The sequence below is a fragment of the Desulforamulus reducens MI-1 genome (assembly GCF_000016165.1).
GTDB classification, from domain to species: Bacteria; Bacillota; Desulfotomaculia; order Desulfotomaculales; family Desulfotomaculaceae; genus Desulfotomaculum; species Desulfotomaculum reducens.
The window spans coordinates 2,901,906-2,920,135 of the sequence record NC_009253.1 but is presented as its reverse complement, the minus strand read 5'-3'; the positions used below and the strand labels follow the sequence as shown (position 1 = coordinate 2,920,135).

The following is an 18,230-nucleotide window of genomic DNA, read 5'->3' as shown; positions in this document are numbered from 1 at the left end:
ATAAATAGAAAAATCTTATGGTATATTTTTCCCGAAAAGGAAGGTAGATATGATTCTTAATCTAATATATAAGCGTTTTTTTCGATATGCCGTTCTAGCGGGGTTAGTTTTTTCAATTATGTTTAATCCTGTTGGTGTGAATCAACCGGCCTACGCAACCCAAGTGGTCATTGTAAATGTTGATAAGCTAAATTTGAGAAGCGGCCCTGATACCAATACAGCCATGATGGGTCAGGCCACTAAGGGAACGAAATTACCTGTTTTAGCTAAAAACGGGGATTGGTATAAAGTCCAGATAGGCGGGAAAACTGCCTGGGCCGCTGGTTGGCTGGTGAGTGTAAAGGATACCCCGGGGAAATCTGCGCCGGCGAAAGCCCCTGAAGGAACCCCTGCCGTAAACAGTGGCAAAGTGGCAGTGGTGAAGGGGGATAATCTGAATATAAGAAGTGGCCCCGGTACCACGTATGGTATTGCAGGAAAAGTAAAAAAGGGTGACCGGCTTACTGTTCTGACTCAGAAGGGCGACTGGATTAAAGTACAAGGGGCCAATGTTACCGGCTGGGTGGCTAGTTGGTTAGTAGCAGTAGAAAACAAGCCCACTGCTCCGGCATCGGTTACTTCGCCAACAATTGCCAAGCCTGCTCCCGCTGGTCAAGTTGTGGTCATCAATTCAGATAATTTGAATTTGCGTAGTGGCCCAGGAACTAGCCACAGTGTGGCAGGTCAGGTCAGCAGGGGGATTCGCTTACCTATCATCAGCCGATCTGGCCAATGGTTACAAGTACGACAGGCCAATGGTTCAACGGCATGGGTGGCAGGTTGGTTGGTATCGGTGGTGGATCAACCGGAACCTCTGGAACCCCAGAAACCTCAACAACCATCCCAACCTTCTCAACCCAGTACAGAGGATAATAGCTGGCTACCAGGCTTAACACCAGCTAGCAGTGAACAAACCGGTGGAAGTTCAGATACGGAGGAAAACAAAAATGTTCCCAAGGCAAAATTGGTGGATATAGAGGTAAAAGAAAAAGAAGATCACACCTACATAAATATTGTCAGTGACAAGAAAATTAATTATAATACCTTTCCTTTATCCAGCCCTTCTCGCTATGTGGTAAATTTAAGTGATGTTTATCTAGACAATACTCCGGAAACCATTTCTGCTAATACTGAACTGGTTGGTCAAATAAGAACCGGCTATAATCAGGACCCCTATTACTCACGGTTGGTCGTTGATCTAAAGGAACGGGCCAGGGTAAAGGTGAGTCTGTCTGAGGATAAAAAATCATTAACCTTAGATATTAGCAAAATCTCCTACAGCGATGGCATAAAGGGTAAAACAGTATTTCTTGATGCCGGTCATGGTGGTCACGATGGCGGCGCATCTGGTCAGAATGGTTTAAAAGAAAAGGATGTAAACCTGGACATTACTTTAAAAGTAGCTGAATTACTGAGAAAACAAGGGGCCAATGTATTTTTGAGCCGTTCCGATGACAAGTTTGTTGACCTGTATGAAATTACCCGGTTGGCCAATGAGCAAAGTACTGATATTTTTGTAAGTATTCACAGCAATGCTAATCTAAACCGATCGATTGATGGAACATCTACCTATTATTATGCCCCTAACAACATGCCTAATCTATACGAACAAAAGGATGATCGTTACCGGCTGGCTAGGAATGTTCAAAATGAGCTGACGGCTGCCCTAGGAAGGCGTGATATTGGCGTACTACAAGCAAATTTTGCCGTATTGCGTACCAGTATGATGCCCAGTATTCTCATTGAGACAGCCTTTATTTCAAACTCCGACGAAGAAGCGTTGCTTAGTTCCGAAGACTTTAGAGAAAAAGCAGCAGAAGCCATTGTTAAAGGGATTAATGCATATTTTTATGGACAATAAATGAAGCTAAAACTCGGTGAAGAAGTTTGCCGAGTTTTATTATTGTATAATGGAAAAATAAAAGTAAAATCGTTCTCTATTAAGGAGGAAGAATTTCCAAAATGGGAGAAACTAAGAAAAATCAAGCAATTTATTAATAAGCGAATTGAACTGGGAGGTCTTCCGTGTGGTTGAGGAAAAGAAACAATTAACTTTAGTACTGGGCGTCATAGGGGCAGACGTTCACGCGGTGGGAAACCGAATTCTGGAATATGCTTTTACAGAAGCAGGTTTTAAAGTGGTAAACATTGGGGTGATGGCGTCCCAAGAGGAGTTTATCAACGCTGCGGTGGAAACCAATGCCAATGCAATCTTGGTTTCCTCACTCTATGGACACGGAGAAATTGACTGCCGTGGTCTAAGAGAAAAGGCTGTGGAAGCCGGTATTGGTGACATCAAATTATATGTAGGTGGTAACCTAGTGGTTGGCAAACAGGACTGGCAGGCAGTGGAGAAAAAGTTTCTGGCCATGGGCTTTGACCGGGCCTATCCTCCGGGAACCATGCCCCAGGAAGCCATTGATGATTTGTTAATGGATTTTGGGTTTGTCCAGAAATGCTAAGGGGGGACCGGCATGGAACTGGCCCTATTAATTGATTTTGGTAGTACCTATACCAAGATCACAGCCGTGGATGTAGAAGCTACGGAAGTTATTGCCACAGCCAAAGGTCTTACCACAGTGGAAACCAATATCCTGGAAGGTTTAAACAAAGCACTGGAAGAAATAAAACCTTTTTTTGGTGGTACGTTACCTCAATTTCAAAGCCGTTTGGCCTGTAGCAGTGCAGCTGGCGGACTGCGAATGGTAGCCATTGGACTGGTCAAGGAACTGACGGTGGAAGCAGCAAGACAGGCGGCCTTGGGAGCAGGGGCTAGAATACTGGGTGTCTACGCCCATCAACTTACATCCTCGGAGATAGAACAAATCGATGGAAGTTGTCCAGATATCATACTACTGGCCGGTGGTACTGACGGAGGCAATAAAGAAACCATTCTGCACAATGCCAGAATGTTGGCTAAAACCAAGTACGGTAATACTATTATTATTGCCGGTAACAAATCCGCCGCTGATGAAGTTCAGGATATTCTTCTTAAAGCGGGTAAGGATGTACGAGTAACGGCCAATGTACTGCCGGAATTAAATAAATTAAATGTAGAACCGGCCCGTGATGCTATTCGAGCCACCTTCCTGGAGAAAATTGTGGAGGCCAAGGGATTACGAAGGGCGGAAACCTACATACAAGGGGTTTTGATGCCAACCCCGGCGGCGGTTTTAAATGCAGCAAAACTCTTGTCCACAGGCACAGAAGATGAAGCAGGGTTGGGAGAATTAATCGTCGTAGACATTGGAGGTGCCACCACTGATATACATTCAGTGGCCGAAGGGCATCCCACCCGCTCTGGGGTTACCTATAAAGGTTTACCGGAACCCTTCACAAAACGCACGGTGGAAGGGGATCTGGGCATGCGGGTTAGTGCCCTTTCGCTATTGGAATCCATCGGATCTCGACGACTGGCCTCTGTAACAGGATTACCGGAGTCGGAAGTGGAATCCTATGTTCAATATGTACAAAATCGTGTTGAATTACTGCCAGAGAACGGAAAACAATGGGAAATTGATACGGCAATGGCTCGCCTGGCCACAGATCTGGCAATGGAAAGACATGCCGGTACCCTGGAAAATGTTTGGACACCCATGGGGGCTATGTATATTCAACATGGCAAGGATCTTACAGAAGTACCCTATTTAATTGGTACAGGGGGTGTCATTGTTAATCATCCTCATCCCAGACAAATCCTAGAGGGTGCACTTTATAAACAGGACCAACCTACGGTTCTCCGACCCAAGCAGCCTAAATTTTTGTTGGATAAAGAGTATATTCTGGCTGCAGTGGGTCTCTTGGCAGAAGTAAAACCAACCGCAGCCCTACGACTGGCAAAAAAATATATGGTTGAAGCTTAAGGGATGCTTTTGGGGGTCAAGCCTTCAGCCTATGGGGTTGGCCGTGAGCCATGTGCCATTAACCTAAAGCTCATGGTCCAAAGCGTTGCCATTAAGAAATTTTACCGAAAACAAAAGTCAAGAGCCAATAGCTGAGTCCTTAAAAGCTGAGGACTGAAGGCTGACGGCTGAGGGCTTAACAGGAGTGTGAGATACTTGCAATTAACCAATAAGAGGTTGGAATGGGATCAATTCCTCGAAATTCGTAGGGAAATATTAAACAGCTGGCCCACCGGGCAGGAAGTAGATTTGGAAGAGGCCATTGCATACCAATCGAAGATACCTGACAATCGCCGCTTTGCTAAAAAACTGGAAACCGCTAAACAAGAAGGTATTACCCTAGCGCAACCCAGAGCTGGAGTTGCACTGGTAAATGAACACATTGAGCTTCTGCGCTACCTGGAAACCGAAGGAGAGGCGGATTTATTACCCACCACCATCGATAGTTATACCCGGCAAAATCGTTATAACGAAGCCCAAGCGGGTATTGACGAGAGTCGGTCCGTAGGACGTTCTATGTTAAATGGTTTTCCTGCTGTAAACCACGGTGTTGTAGCCTGCCGCCAGGTGGTTGAATCGGTAATATCTCCGGTACAGGTACGGCATGGGACACCTGATGCTCGGCTACTGACCGAGATTTCACTGGCCGGCGGTTTCACAGCCTACGAGGGTGGCGGTATTTCCTACAACATTCCCTATGCCAAGGATGTTCCTCTGGAGCGTTCCATCCGGGATTGGCAATATGCCGACCGACTGGTAGGGTACTATGAAGAGAGAGGTATCTCCATTAACCGAGAACCCTTTGGACCACTAACCGGAACATTGGTACCACCCTGTATTTCACATAGTATTGCTATCCTAGAAGCACTGTTGGCAGCAGAACAGGGTGTAAAAAGTTTAACCCTTGGCTATGGTCAGTGCGGCAACTTAACCCAGGATGTGGCGGCTATCCGTTCCCTGGAAGAGCTGGCCGATGAATATCTTTCCCGTTTCGGGTATCAAGATACCGTTGTTACCACGGTTTTCCACCAATGGATGGGTGGCTTTCCCCAGGATGAGAGTAAAGCCTTTGGTGTAATTAGCTGGGGTGCGGCAACCGCTGCTCTGGCGAAGGCTACCAAAGTCATTGTCAAAACGCCACATGAAGCAATGGGTATTCCTACTAAGGAAGCCAATGCTTCTGGAATTAAAGCAACCAAGCAGATTTTAAATATGCTGAAGGATCAGCCTCTCATGCAGTCCCAAGAATTGACCGAGGAGAAAGAACTTATTAAAGCAGAAACAAGGGCTATCTTAGAAAAACTATTGGAATTTGGTGAGGGAGACATTGCTGTGGGTACCGTTCGGGGTTTCCAGGCTGGTGTGATTGATGTCCCCTTTGCTCCCAGTCGTTATAATGCAGGTAAATTATTACCGGCCAGGGATTATTATGGAGCGGTTCGCCTGCTGGATTTTGGAAACCTGCCCTTTGGTGAAGATATAAAAGAGATTCACCGGGAAAAAATAGCACAAAGAGGAAAGACTGAAGGCAGGGAACCCAGCTTTCAAATGGTCATTGATGATATTTATGCCATTGGCAAAGGAATGCTGGTGGGTAAGGTCAGATAATGGAGTGGCACGGTGTTATTTCCCTCTTATTATGCTAGGAAATAACATCCGTGCCTTTACCGATACTGTTGTTATATATATCACCATGTATCACAGAACGGAGGAACGAAGATGAAAATAACCGGTGCTGTTGTTTCGCCGGGCTTAACCGGCTTTTACTTTGATGATCAAAAGGCTATTAAGATGGGACGAGAGCATGATGGTTTTGCCTATTTGGGTGAACCAGCTACCCCTGGTTTTTCAATGGTTCGTCAGCGGGGGGAGTCTATTTCAGTGTTGCTACTGCTGGAGAGCGGCCTAGTGGCCTATGGGGATTGTGCTGCTGTACAGTATTCCGGTGCTGGTGGACGGGACCCTTTATTTCTGGCCAGCGACTTTATACCCGTTTTGGAAAAAGAAATTTTGCCTCAGCTAATTGGGCGGGATGTCAACGGCTTTCGGGCATTGGCAGAGGAGTTTGATCAGCTAACCCGGCCAGACGGCAGCCGTTACCACACAGCCATTCGTTATGGTATTACCCAGGCTTTACTGGATGCTGCAGCTAAGGCTGCTCAATGTACAATGGCGGAGATTGTGGCGCGAGAATACAACTGCAGTCTGGTGGGAAACCGGGTGCCAATTTTCTGCCAAACTGGAGACGAACGTTACACCAATGCTGATAAAATTATAATTAAAAGGGCCGATGTATTGCCCCATGGTTTAATAAACAATGTTGAAGAAAAGCTTGGCCGTAAAGGTGAGAAGCTGTTGGATTATGTGACGTGGTTAAAGGAACGTGCCCTTAAGCTGGGTGGAGAGGATTATACCCCCATTTTACATATTGATGTTTATGGCACCATCGGACAGGCCTTTGATGAAAACACCCATCGCATGGCCGATTACTTAGCCCAGTTAGAATTAGCTGCTGCACCTTTAAAGCTTCGTATTGAGGGGCCCATGGACCGGGGAAATAAGCCTGCTCAAATTGAAGCTCTGGCAGAATTACGGCAACTCTTGGAAAAAAGGGGTACCAATGTTGAAATCGTAGCGGACGAATGGTGCAACACCCTAGAGGATATCAGGGAGTTTGTGGATGCCAAGGCAGGGCATATGGTACAGATTAAAACCCCAGATTTGGGTGGAATTAATAATACCATTGAGGCTATTCTATATGCTAAGGAACGTGGTATCGGGGCCTACTTGGGCGGCACCTGTAATGAAACGGATCGCTCAGCACAGGTTTGCGTACATATCGGTATTGCCACACAACCAGATCAAATGTTGGCCAAACCAGGCATGGGTGTGGATGAAGGACTGATGATCACTTTTAATGAGATGAACCGGACCCTGGCAGTGCTGCGAGCTAAGGGGGTTATTTCCTAAGTGCGGAAGGTTGGAATGACCACCACCATCCCAGTGGAAGTGGTTTATGCTGCAGGGTTAATACCGGTGGATCTTAATAATATTTTTGTGACCCATGAAAATCCACAGAGTCTGGTAGAGGAGGCAGAGATGGCGGGTTATCCCCGCAATCTCTGTGCCTGGATAAAGGGGCTTTATTCCACTATTCTTCAGAATGATGATATTCAGACCCTTATCGCAGTAACCCAGGGTGATTGTAGTAACACCCATGCCCTAATGGAAACGCTGGAAATGGCCGGAGTTAATGTTATACCCTTTGCTTTTCCCTTTGATCGAGACTATGATTTGTTAAAATTGCAGATGGAAAAGCTGATTAATACCCTGGGAACCACCTGGGACGAAGTTTATCACGCCAAAAAAAGATTGGATGCCATTCGGAGCAAAGTACATGAATTGGATCGCTTAACTTGGCAGGGGGATAGGGTGCGGGGTTGGGATAATCATTTATATCAAGTCTGCTGCAGTGACTTGGAGGGAGACCCAGAGGATTTTGGCCGCAGGGTGGACCAATACCTGGCAGAGCTACCCGCAAAGGAACCCATCAAGGCAAAGGTACGTCTGGCTTATATTGGCGTTCCTCCTATTATGGATGATTTGTATGATTATGTGGAGGAACGGGGTGCCAGGGTGGTATTTAACGAGGTACAGCGACAGTTTACCATGCCCTTTGCAACGGACGACATCGTAGAGCAGTACAGAATTTACAGTTATCCCTACGGCATTTTTTATCGTTTGCAAGATATCAGCCGGGAACTGGAGCAAAGGCAAGTGGATGGGGTAATTCACTACGCCCAAAGTTTCTGTTACCGTCAAATAGAAGACTTAATTGTTCGGCAGAAATTAAAATATCCCATTCTAACATTGGAGGGAGATAAACCCAATAAGTTGGATGCCCGCACGCGCATGCGGTTGGATGCCTTTTTGGATATGTTGAGGTGATAACATTGATTTGCGGTATTGATTTAGGCAGCCGGAATGTAAAAGTGGCCTTAATGGATAAGGATGGCGGCCTCTCTTTTCGTAAGTTTGACACAGTATCTTTTTACCGAAAACACGGTAAAAGCGTAAACGGGGAACTACTGGTGGATCTGGAGGCTCTGGGGATAGGGTTACCTGAAAAGATTGTAGCCACTGGTTATGGAAGACAGACCATTAATTTAAAAGGGGCGGACATTTTACCTGAAATAAAAGCCCATGTACTAGGGGCCATACACCAAACGGGACTTTCTGAATTCACCCTGCTGGACCTCGGGGGGCAGGATAGTAAGGTAGTTTTAGTGTCCAAGGGGAGAATGATGGATTTCCAAACCAACGATAAATGTGCGGCCAGCACTGGCCGTTATCTGGAGAACATGGCAGCGGTGCTTGATATTGATATGGATGAACTGGCCTATTATGATGAAAACCCGGTGGACCTGAACTCTACCTGCGCTATTTTTGGAGAAACAGAATTAATTGGCAAAGTGGTGGAAGGTCACCCCATTTCTGCTCTGGGGGCTGGGGTAAATTATACCATTTTTAAGAGAATTAAACCGATGCTTAGCAAATTGCTGACGGATACCATTGTTTTTACCGGTGGGGTTGCCCATAGCCAGGCATTGGTTAAAATCATAGAGAATGAAATGAAGGTACCCGTGGTGGTACCGCAACACCCCCAGTACAATGGAGCCATTGGGTGCTGTGCCTTTGCTTTGGGGTGAGGCTTAAGGGATGGTCTTCGGGGTCGGCCATGAGTTATTAGCCTAAGGACTTACACTGAAGACTAAAAACTCACGGCAAGGCCCAAGGTTGACCCCAAAGGAATACCCAAAAGTCATGGCCCACGGCTCATGGCTAAATGTACACTGCTCAAAGCTAACAACGAACGATTAAAAAATGACTGAAAGTTAACAACTGTGAGGTGCAATAAAATTTGAAACTTACCGTCCTTGGCTGCTGGGCGCCTTACCCCCGGGTCAGCGGTGCCTGCTCCGGCTATTTATTGCAGGATAACGGGTGTAATCTGCTTATTGATGCGGGTAATGGCATATTAAGTAAAATGCTACAGCACATTAACATTGAGGACCTGGATGCGGTATTTCTTAGCCACCTGCATCCAGATCATATCATGGATATTTACTCCCTGAGACATGCCATCGAGGCCGCTAATCGAGAGGGGCGGATGAATAGGTTGGTGCCCCTTTACATGCCAACGGGCCCCGCGGAGGATTTTCAAAGGATTAAAGACTTTACGAAAGCCTTTCAAATTCATATAATTGATGAAATACCTGATCCTCGGGAAATAACAATGGCAGGGCTAAAAGCCAGGTTTGTTCCGGCAAAACATAATTTGCCGGCTTACAGCATTTCCATTGAGGGAAGCAAAAGGTTTATATTCTCCGGGGACACCGCTTTCAATGAAGGCTTAATTGAACTGGCCATCGGGGCAGACCTATTACTTTGTGAGGCCAGTGGTTTAGAGCAGGATGCCGATTATCTAAAAGAAAAGCACCTAACTGCCCGTCAAGCAGGGCAAGTGGCTGCGGCAGCCGGTGCAAAACGTTTAATGATCACTCACTTTTACCCCGAATATGTTCTCTCAAAATTGCAAAGACAGGCGGAGGAGGGATTTGGTAAGACCACAGAACTAGCCAGGGAAGGAGCTACCATCGTGATATAAAAGGGGGAGAAGCGTTGCCAGTATCGATTATTCACGAGTATTTAATGCATGCGGTCTATTTTGCGCCCAGGGGACGCTACCGTTTACTGGCCCTGGGCGGCAACTTAGCCCATCGCTACCTCAGTCCGGAGGATCACTTAATTGGTTTTGTGGGGGATGCCGGGGCAGGTAAATCCTTACTCATACGGGGAATGTTTCCGGGTTTGGAGCTTACTAATGATGATGATGGAATCAATGTTCGTCCATTGCCATTACTAGATGATTTTGAAAAAAAACATTTTCGTAGTCGGACGTATCATTTGGATATGCGTTTTGAAATGGCCTTTACGCAACCATGGATCATTGTAGAAGCTGTACAGGAGGCCATTAAGCATGATCGACGGGTTATTGTGGAGCATTTTGACCTTCTTTATTCTATGTTGAAAATGAATGCTCAGATTCTTATTGGTATCGGAGAAGAGGTTATTGTAACCAGACCCAATATTTTTGGGCCGGAGCCCCAGGAGATTGTCGATATTGTCTATGAATCCCTGATTTATAGAAAAATGGCCCATACCGCCGAGGATATCACAGGGCTGGTCTTGGAGCATGAATTTGGGATTAAGAGACCCAAAGTTCACAGCGATATTAAGCATGGTTTTGTGCTAGAATTTGAAGAAATACCCAATATCGACCTTAATTCATTGGAAAAAAGAGTTAAAGAAGTTATTGATAAGGATATTTGTATTTACTATCACGATGAGACAAATATTAAAATAGGGGAAAGTCTTGTTTTTCCCTGTACAGGGCCACGCCTGCACGTAAAGAGAACCAGTGAGATTATGAACTTCCGACTGGTGAAAGAATTTAAATGGGACCCCATTGACCAGTTGTACGTTTTGGTGGGTCTGGTGGGACCTGTGGTAGAAGGAGACAGCCTCGTAACCCCACCGGATCAGTTCCAGCTTATGCGGAGGGCACGCAGGCGTTCCAAACAGATTACTTAAGGAGGCAATCCATTTGGACAGAGTTGACGGAAGAAAGCAGGGACAAATACGTCCAGTGCGCATGACACCTAATTATAACAAATACGCTGAGGGTTCTGTTTTGATTGAAGTAGGAGATACGCGGGTTATTTGTACTGCCACCGTGGAAGAAAGGGTACCGCCCTTCTTGAAGGGATTAGGCAAAGGCTGGGTAACTGCCGAATATTCTATGCTTCCCCGGGCCACCGGTAGCCGTACCATCCGTGAAGCAGCCAGAGGAAAACTTGGTGGTAGAACAATGGAGATTCAAAGACTGATTGGTCGTGCCCTTCGTTCAGTGGTGAATCTGGAAGCCTTGGGTGAACGTAGCCTAACAATGGATTGTGATGTTATTCAGGCCGATGGGGGTACCCGTACGGCATCCATTACCGGAGCCTATGTGGCAATGATTTTTGCCTTGAACAGATTGGTTGAACAGGGTATGCTAGAGAAAATACCCGTCAGTGACTTTATAGCTGCTACCAGTGTAGGGATTGTCAAGGGCAGACCGGTTATTGACCTGTGCTACGCAGAGGACTCTGTTGCTGAAGTGGATATGAACGTGGTTATGACTGGAACAGGGCGATTTGTTGAAATTCAGGGTACCGGGGAGGAAGCCACCTTCTCCAGAGAAGAAATGAATCAACTTCTGGATTTAGCCGCAGCGGGTATTGAAGAATTAAATAAGGTTCAGCGCCAGGTACTGGGAGATATAGCAGCTAAGATAGGGTAGGTGTAATTTTTGAAGTTAGTTTTAGCAACCAACAATAAAGGCAAAGTGAAAGAGTTGGCCGAGCTATTAAAACCCTGCGGGTATCAGGTAGTTTCCATCGGCGAATTTCCGGGTTTTACAGAGGTAGAGGAAGACGGAAATACCTTTGCAGACAATGCCATTAAAAAAGCTCTGGCCGCAGCAGAATTTACCGGAGAATTGGCTTTGGCCGATGATTCGGGTTTAGAGGTGGATGCATTAAAGGGTGCGCCGGGGGTTTACTCAGCCCGTTTTGCTGGGGAACCCAAGGACGATACGGCAAACAATGCTAAATTATTAAGTCTGTTGGAAGGAGTTCCCCAGGATCATCGGACAGCCAGATTCCGGTGTGTCATAGCCATTGCGGAACCTAATGGTAGGATTCACACAGCGGAAGGAAGCTGTGAGGGGGTTATTTTAAGAGAATTAAAGGGCGAGGGTGGTTTTGGCTACGATCCCCTGTTTTACGTGCCGGAATATAAACAAACCTTTGCAGAATTGGATATGGAAAAGAAGAACTCCATTAGTCACCGGGGGAAAGCTCTAAAAAAAGCAATGGAGATTCTAAACCGCCTTTACATTCACCAGGAGGTTTAAGGATTGCGTATTTTGGTTTTAGCGGATACCCACGGTAGGCTGGGTCCCATTTATCATATAATGAAACATATAGGGAAGGTGGACCTCATTCTCCATGCTGGGGATCACTATCGGGATTGCAATGAATTGGCCTTTACCCTGGAGGTACCTGCCAAGGGAGTCATGGGTAACTGTGATTATCCTGGTGATGCCCCCATTGAAGATTTACTAGAGGTGGAAGGTTTTAAAATATTCATAACCCATGGGCATCGGCATGGTGTAAAGTATGGTACCAATTCCATTTTGGAAAGGGCAAAGGAATTAGGGGCTCAGGTGGCCATTTATGGACATACTCATATTTCTGATTTTCGGGTTATTGATAATATTATGATCATCAACCCGGGAAGTCCGGTACAGCCAAGGGGTAGGAAAAGACCCTCAGTGGGTCTTATTGAAATACAAGGCAATAAGATAAATACAGAAATTTTCCATATTGATTACTTTTATCCCTAAGAAGTAGTCTTTAATTTATCAGGCCGCGGAAAAAACTGTGGCCTGATTGATAATTTGTTGAAATTAAAAAACAAAGGGTAAAAATACTGTTGACAATTGCTGTGAGTTTGATATAATAATATTCGTTCCGGTGAAAAGTATGATTCCATAAGATTATGCGGGTGTAGCTCAATGGTAGAGCGTCGGCCTTCCAAGCCGATTACGAGGGTTCGATTCCCTTCACCCGCTCCATTTATTTTATATAAAGAAGCATAAATATCCGCTATGGATACGTTATGCTTCTTTTTTGTTTAACTTAATACAAAAATAAATATAAGTTAGAGGATTTTATAGAAATATATTGAATAAAGATTAATATCCAAGTTATATCAATTTATACAATTTTATACAGAAGAAACAGGCCGCTTATTATTAAGAAGCGTTAAAAGGGAAGACCGGTGCAAAGCCGGCGCGGTCCCGCCACTGTATGGATGAAAATCTTCACACCTGTGTCACTGGTTTAAGCCGATGAGGTAATCAACTGGGAAGACGTGAAGTTTTGATGATTCTAAGTCAGGAGACCTACCTGTTTGTTTCACCAGAATATACCCACGGTCGATGGGAAGGTGAGAGGCACTAAGCCAGTGGCTTACTTCAATAAACCTTACCTTTTTTGGGTAAGGTTTATTTGTGCTTAGTACAAACAATTATTTTATAGCAAAGGAGATGTATTGTTTTTTTATCACTGAGGAAAAACAATCTATGGAGGGCTGTCCGTGAAGATGAATATGTTTTCGCCTAAGCCCGACACGCCAATCCATTTGCTGTCTGGATTGCGAGGCCGGGTAACTTCAAAGTGTATTCTGGTAGAGGCTAATGAACCTTGGCTTTCCATTGGCTCCGGCGTCTTGGGTGGGGGTATTGGTACTAAACTTCTTTTTCTAAATCGACAGGTGTCCAAAAATTATGATGCCTGCAACCCAAACCAGGAAATGACAAAATGGTTAGAGGCAACCCTGCCTTTTTGTCAAATAGACGCTTGCTCTGCTCTAATGACAGCCGCCTGGGTTAGTCATGGCGTATGGGCTCAACTGGCTTGTGGAACCCAGGAGGCTGTGGTCATCACCACCGCTGGCTTGAGCAATGCTTGTGCGGCAGGCCTAACGGTTTGTTTTTCTCAAACCAAGCCCTGTCCGGGAACCATCAACATCATGGCCTTTTTGTCCCATTCGTTGACACCGGGAGGATTGGTTAATGCGGTGCAAACCATTACTGAAGCCAAGACCAGAACTCTGGGAGAGATGGGGGTTCGATGTCTTCAGTCGGGTTTTCCGGCCACTGGTACGGGTACCGATGCTGTCATTGTGGCGGGAAATCCCAAAGGACCTTTGGCGGATTATGCCGGCCCCACTACTGTAACCGGCTGTCTATTGGCCAACGGCGTTCAAAGAACTCTAACCGGAGCTATTCAAAAATATTGTCAAGCAATATCAGATAACTAGAAGGAGAAATGTGTAATGGGAAACCTCTTTTTTAATTCATCGATTGGCAAGAGAATCGTGTTGTTGTTCATGGTATGTTTTTTAACCAATCTGCTACTTCCTTTTTCTGCGTTTGCCAACGAACCTACAACAGCCAGTGGAGGAGAATTAGCTGGCAAAGCCGTAGAGTTCATACATGAAAAATATATGGCCGGGGAAAGTTTGGACGGCTATACGGCTTATGTTTTAACCCTAGCTGGGGAAGATTTGGGTTCTGACAAGTGGACAAAACCATATTGCCCGTCGGCCAAACAAGACTTGGTTAAGGCTACGGACGCCATCACCATCGGACACGAACTGGGATTGGAAAAAAACAGCTTGATTACTTACCTTCTGGTTCACGAGAATCCGGATGGTAGCTTTGGGCCTTATGCTAACGAATATGGAACCAAAATAGCCTTAGAAGCCCTGGCTCTGATCAAAGATGATTTGGACGGAGCCTTAAAAGAAAGAGTGGAACAGGCTATCACCAAGGCCGTTGCTTTTTTGAAAAGCCGTTATCCCCTTTCAGAGGATTATAGTAACAGCGGTTTTGCCGCCTTTGATGCTCGAACAGTTGTAGCATTAAAAACTGCCGGAGAAGACTTAACCCAGGATGGCTGGGTAAAAAACGGAATTTCCTTACAAGACAAAGCCGTAGCCGAAGCCGTATATGCTGCAGAAAATGCCAACGATAAATCAGCCACTGAATTGGCTAAACATTTAGGTGCTCTATATGCCCTTGAACCAACCCATGAAAAGGTGAGTCAACTGGGCGATGCTATACGTAGCAAAGCTTCTGTTACAGAAGAAGGGCAGGTTTATTTCGGTTCAGGCGGAGATTTTGGCGTCTTTGACCAGGTGGCTGTGTTAAGAGCCTTGGGGGAAACCAACCAACTAACCGGTGTGGATCAGGTTAATGCCCTGACCTACCTTAATGAATTCCAAAGAGACCATGATGAGTGGGGCACTCCGGCAGGCAAAGCCTATGGTACTTCATATACACCCAAGGATTCGGAGTTGACCGCCCAGGCGGTGACTGCTTTATCGAAATTTGATTCCGATGTGGCAGGGGAAGCCATCGATGACGCCTTAACCTACCTAAAGAGTGTACAAGACAAGGATACGGCAGCCCTACCTGTCAGCGGAGATAGCAGTACCGCGGCAGCCGAGTTGCTAATTGCCTTAAAAAAACAAGGACTTACCTATGACCAGTACGCAGGTGAAAATGCTCTTTGGGCCAAAGTTCCCCAGGCTAAGTCCGTAGGTTTAAACCTATTGGCCATGAAGGGATTTGAAGAGGCCGAGCGTGTGGAGAAGCTGACGTTTTTATTACATGATCAGCATTCGTCTCAGGGCTTTTCCAACAACCTCTTTGGTGATGTATGGGCGTATCTGGCCCTGGGGACAGAGGGACAGATAGATGCCATTAAGGACGATGCCAGGATCTTCCTGCTCGATCGGCAGATTAGTGATGGGGACAACATGGGAGCATGGGATAGTACATACCCAGATTATCCCGACTTTATGGCCACTTCCCAGGCGGTTCGATCCTTAACCTACCTAAAGGGCTATGCCACCGATGCAGATGTTGCTGCCAGTATCAAAAAAGGGGTGGACTATCTTAAAGAAAAGCAAAGGAATGATGGCAGCTATCAAACTGGCTGGGACGATGCGGTGGTAGACACTTCCGAGATGATCCTAACCATGAAGCGTTTGAACCAGGATCCCCGGGAATTAAAAAGTGGTGAGGGCAAAAGCCCCGTGGACTGGCTGCTGGAAAAATCCCTAAACAATGATGGTAGCTTTGGTGACAGCAAAAATGTTTTTGGCGCCACCATAGCCCTAAATGCCTTTCACACGTTAGGTTTTACTCCCTCCTCCGGCGGTTCTACCCCAGGGGACGGCGGTAACACACCTGGGGTAGATACTGCCAGTGTAGGTGTGATAGTGGTTGGAAAAACAGGTAGCAAGCTGTTTGGCCCCTCCTATGTCACTGTAGAAAAAACTGGCCAGTGGGGCATGACTGCTATGGAAGCTTTACACCAGACCGGGCTTAGTTACAGTGACCGAGACGGTTTCGTCACGGCCATTGAAGGAGAAGCCAACCAGGGTATGACGGGTTGGATGTATATGGTTAACGGACGAACCCCCATGGTTATGGCTAAGGATCAGCCTGTTAAGGATGGGGATAAGGTTATTTGGTGGTACAGCTTGGACATCAATAATCCCGGCCCTACCTGGGAAACTGCAACTGATGGAAGTTGGTCCAATCAGCCGGCGGTTAATTCGAACATCCCCTCATCTGTGCAAGAACAAGTGGACTTACTCCCGTCCTCTTTACAACCTACAAGCAGTGTTGCAAAAACCTTGGAGGATATTCAGAAGGTACTTGGCATTGCAGGCAGCACTTCTGTTTTGGGGTCGCTAAGTGATGTAAAGCAGGCGGTGGCGGTGGTTGCCCCTGATAAACTGATGAAGGGGGAAGAAGCCCAAGAACGGCAAAAAAAGCTGCAAGCTAATCGAGTAGAGATTGAGCAACAGGTGGAAGCCAATAAAGGGGCGGTTGTCTCCGATGCAGGAGAAGAAATGGCTCTGGTGATCCCGGCCAATGCCCTTGGTGCTAGTGCGCAAATTACCGTCCGTGAAGAAACACCATTGCCTATGTCACCATCCGACATCAACAGCAGTATCCAAGGCTGGGAGAAACTTCCCGAAGGATTCCGAGCTGTTTCTCCGGTTTACCACATGGGACCTGAGGGGTTGACTTTTAGCGAACCGGTAACGGTGGCCATTCAAGTGGCTTTGCCCGAAAATGTTCAGCCAGAAAACCTAGTTTTTTCTTGGTACAATCCCCAAGAAAAAACCTGGGTGGCATTGCCTGCTGTTTTTGATGCAGAGAGAAGCCTTATCATGGCTCGTATTTCCCACTTCTCCCGCTATATGGTGACAGGAAAAACAACTACGCCAACCATGGATCCTCAACCAGCCAGAAAGACTTTTGCTGATTTAACCGGCTTTGACTGGGCCCGGGACGCCATTGAATCGTTGGCTGGTCAGGGGATTATTAGCGGCGTATCTGAGGAGCGTTTTGAACCGGGCCGTACCATTACCCGGGCCGAACTGGCTACCTTATTGGCTCGCATCAAAAATCTCTCTGCCAGTGATATGTACCCCTTCTCAGATATTTCTCCCACCGACTGGTTTGCCTCTCCGGTAAGCGCTGCTGCTAAGGCTAAGATTGTCAGCGGGTATCCGGATGGTACCTTTGACCCGCATCATCCGGTGACCCGGGAAGAGATGGCGGTGATGCTGGTGAGGGCTTTCCAATTGACCGGAGGGGAAAAACCGGTGACCTTTAACGACCGGGAGACCATTGGACCCTGGGCTTCCGAAAGTGTTGCGACCATGTTGGACCAGGGCGTAATCAAGGGATATGAAGATAATACCTTTCGACCCAAAAACCCGGCTACCCGGGCAGAAGTCGCTGTGCTACTCCATCGTTTAGTATCTATGAAGTAGGTGGATAAAGGGTGAAAAAAGCAGGTCTATTTGGTTGGCACTGGGTAATCCTGGCGGTTGTGGTATCTGTTTTGTTCGGTTCAATCATCTATAGTCAACAGGATAATCGTCAAGCGGGTGGCACTGGTCACCCGCCCCCGGTTCAAAAGGAACAAATGAGTCAACCCCCTTTGGCATCTCCCGCGGGTGATAAAGTAACGGACCCACAACCGAAAGAAAAGCAAAAGCAGGAGTCACAGGAGTCAAAGGTAACTTCTGATGGGCAAAAAAAGATTCTAGATAAAAAAAATAATATTGACAAACAGGATCCATCCCCAGTTCAAGGGGGTACTTCCCCTACGCCACCAGCCACGACAACCCCTGTGAAAAATCTTCTCATTGGTATCGCCGTGGTTGGTCAACAGGGGGAGGTGCTTTTTGGACCTCAGGATTTGGAAATCAACCAGGATAACCCGTGGGGCATGACGGCCATGGGAGTGCTCCATGCCACCGGGTTACGCTATGGCATGCAGACTAGTAGCTTTGTAAGCAGTATTGCCGGTCAGCATAACAAAGGAATGAACGGCTGGATGTATAAGGTAAACGGTCAAGTACCTATGGTGGCGGCAACAGAACAAAAGGTGGAGCCAGGGGATCGGGTGATCTGGTGGTACAGTACCGATATCAACTCCAACGGACCCCAGTGGGAAGAATTGGTTCAGAAAAAAACTGATTGAAGTTAAAGTTAGCTCTAAGAGGGAAAGGAGGACCGTTATT

Annotated in this window: 15 protein-coding genes, 1 tRNA gene and 1 riboswitch; all 16 genes read left to right on the top strand. The window is 46.5% G+C overall.

All coding sequences use genetic code 11. The annotated features are described in order from the left end of the window. Positions 1 to 49: 49 nt before the first annotated feature. The 16 genes from DRED_RS14370 (at position 50) to DRED_RS14295 (ending at position 18,190) form a co-directional block, all read left to right on the top strand. Positions 50 to 1,900, top strand: coding sequence for an N-acetylmuramoyl-L-alanine amidase (locus DRED_RS14370; protein ID WP_011878996.1), 1,851 nt, complete (start codon positions 50 to 52; stop codon positions 1,898 to 1,900). A gap of 166 nt (positions 1,901 to 2,066) precedes the next feature. Continuing rightward, positions 2,067 to 2,501 (top strand): methylaspartate mutase subunit S, encoded by a 435-nt coding sequence (gene glmS / locus DRED_RS14365; protein ID WP_011878995.1) that lies wholly within the window; start codon positions 2,067 to 2,069, stop codon positions 2,499 to 2,501. 12 nt (positions 2,502 to 2,513) lie between these two features. Then, positions 2,514 to 3,902 (top strand): methylaspartate mutase accessory protein GlmL, encoded by a 1,389-nt coding sequence (glmL, locus tag DRED_RS14360; RefSeq protein WP_011878994.1) that lies wholly within the window; start codon positions 2,514 to 2,516, stop codon positions 3,900 to 3,902. Between the two features lie 195 nt (positions 3,903 to 4,097). Then, on the top strand, positions 4,098 to 5,549 hold the full coding sequence (locus DRED_RS14355) for a methylaspartate mutase subunit E (RefSeq protein WP_011878993.1): 1,452 nt from the start codon (positions 4,098 to 4,100) through the stop codon (positions 5,547 to 5,549). A 111-nt stretch (positions 5,550 to 5,660) separates the two neighbouring features. Then, positions 5,661 to 6,911, top strand: coding sequence for a methylaspartate ammonia-lyase (locus DRED_RS14350; protein WP_011878992.1), 1,251 nt, complete (start codon positions 5,661 to 5,663; stop codon positions 6,909 to 6,911). Then, a complete protein-coding gene (locus DRED_RS14345) occupies positions 6,912 to 7,889 on the top strand; it encodes a 2-hydroxyacyl-CoA dehydratase family protein (RefSeq protein WP_011878991.1) in 978 nt (325 codons plus the stop codon). It begins immediately after the preceding gene. Positions 7,890 to 7,894: 5 nt separating this feature from the next. Further along, the gene (locus tag DRED_RS14340) at positions 7,895 to 8,650 is read left to right on the top strand and encodes an acyl-CoA dehydratase activase (RefSeq protein WP_011878990.1); all 756 of its coding nucleotides are present in this window, start codon (positions 7,895 to 7,897) and stop codon (positions 8,648 to 8,650) included. Between the two features lie 212 nt (positions 8,651 to 8,862). Then, complete coding sequence (locus DRED_RS14335; RefSeq protein WP_011878989.1) at positions 8,863 to 9,609, top strand: MBL fold metallo-hydrolase; 747 nt, start codon at positions 8,863 to 8,865, stop codon at positions 9,607 to 9,609. 14 nt (positions 9,610 to 9,623) lie between these two features. Continuing rightward, a complete protein-coding gene (locus tag DRED_RS14330; protein ID WP_011878988.1) occupies positions 9,624 to 10,595 on the top strand; it encodes an alanine-tRNA synthetase second additional domain-containing protein in 972 nt (323 codons plus the stop codon). A gap of 13 nt (positions 10,596 to 10,608) precedes the next feature. Further along, positions 10,609 to 11,346 carry a ribonuclease PH gene (rph, locus tag DRED_RS14325; RefSeq protein WP_011878987.1) on the top strand — a complete coding sequence of 246 codons (738 nt, stop codon included), beginning with the start codon at positions 10,609 to 10,611 and terminating at the stop codon, positions 11,344 to 11,346. Positions 11,347 to 11,355: 9 nt separating this feature from the next. Next, the gene (locus DRED_RS14320) at positions 11,356 to 11,961 is read left to right on the top strand and encodes an XTP/dITP diphosphatase (protein ID WP_011878986.1); all 606 of its coding nucleotides are present in this window, start codon (positions 11,356 to 11,358) and stop codon (positions 11,959 to 11,961) included. Positions 11,962 to 11,964: 3 nt separating this feature from the next. Then, complete coding sequence (locus DRED_RS14315; protein ID WP_011878985.1) at positions 11,965 to 12,453, top strand: metallophosphoesterase family protein; 489 nt, start codon at positions 11,965 to 11,967, stop codon at positions 12,451 to 12,453. 157 nt (positions 12,454 to 12,610) lie between these two features. Next, positions 12,611 to 12,684, top strand: a tRNA-Gly gene (locus tag DRED_RS14310). A 150-nt stretch (positions 12,685 to 12,834) separates the two neighbouring features. Then, a riboswitch (cobalamin riboswitch) is annotated at positions 12,835 to 13,036 on the top strand. A 178-nt stretch (positions 13,037 to 13,214) separates the two neighbouring features. Then, positions 13,215 to 13,934 (top strand): adenosylcobinamide amidohydrolase, encoded by a 720-nt coding sequence (locus DRED_RS17975; protein ID WP_011878984.1) that lies wholly within the window; start codon positions 13,215 to 13,217, stop codon positions 13,932 to 13,934. Positions 13,935 to 13,949: 15 nt separating this feature from the next. Next, entirely contained in the window at positions 13,950 to 17,474 is a 3,525-nt protein-coding gene (locus DRED_RS14300) for an S-layer homology domain-containing protein (RefSeq protein WP_011878983.1), read from the top strand. 11 nt (positions 17,475 to 17,485) lie between these two features. Next, positions 17,486 to 18,190 carry a DUF4430 domain-containing protein gene (locus tag DRED_RS14295; protein ID WP_011878982.1) on the top strand — a complete coding sequence of 235 codons (705 nt, stop codon included), beginning with the start codon at positions 17,486 to 17,488 and terminating at the stop codon, positions 18,188 to 18,190. Positions 18,191 to 18,230: the final 40 nt, after the last annotated feature.

What these genes read in the sequence shown, in the direction of transcription:
- glmL (WP_011878994.1), top strand. Translation starts at nt 2,514, where the DNA reads ATGGAACTGGCCCTATTAATTGATTTTGGTAGTACCTATACCAAGATC.
- DRED_RS14300 (WP_011878983.1), top strand. Translation starts at nt 13,950, where the DNA reads ATGGGAAACCTCTTTTTTAATTCATCGATTGGCAAGAGAATCGTGTTG.
- DRED_RS17975 (WP_011878984.1), top strand. Translation starts at nt 13,215, where the DNA reads ATGAATATGTTTTCGCCTAAGCCCGACACGCCAATCCATTTGCTGTCT.
- DRED_RS14350 (WP_011878992.1), top strand. Translation starts at nt 5,661, where the DNA reads ATGAAAATAACCGGTGCTGTTGTTTCGCCGGGCTTAACCGGCTTTTAC.
- DRED_RS14370 (WP_011878996.1), top strand. Translation starts at nt 50, where the DNA reads ATGATTCTTAATCTAATATATAAGCGTTTTTTTCGATATGCCGTTCTA.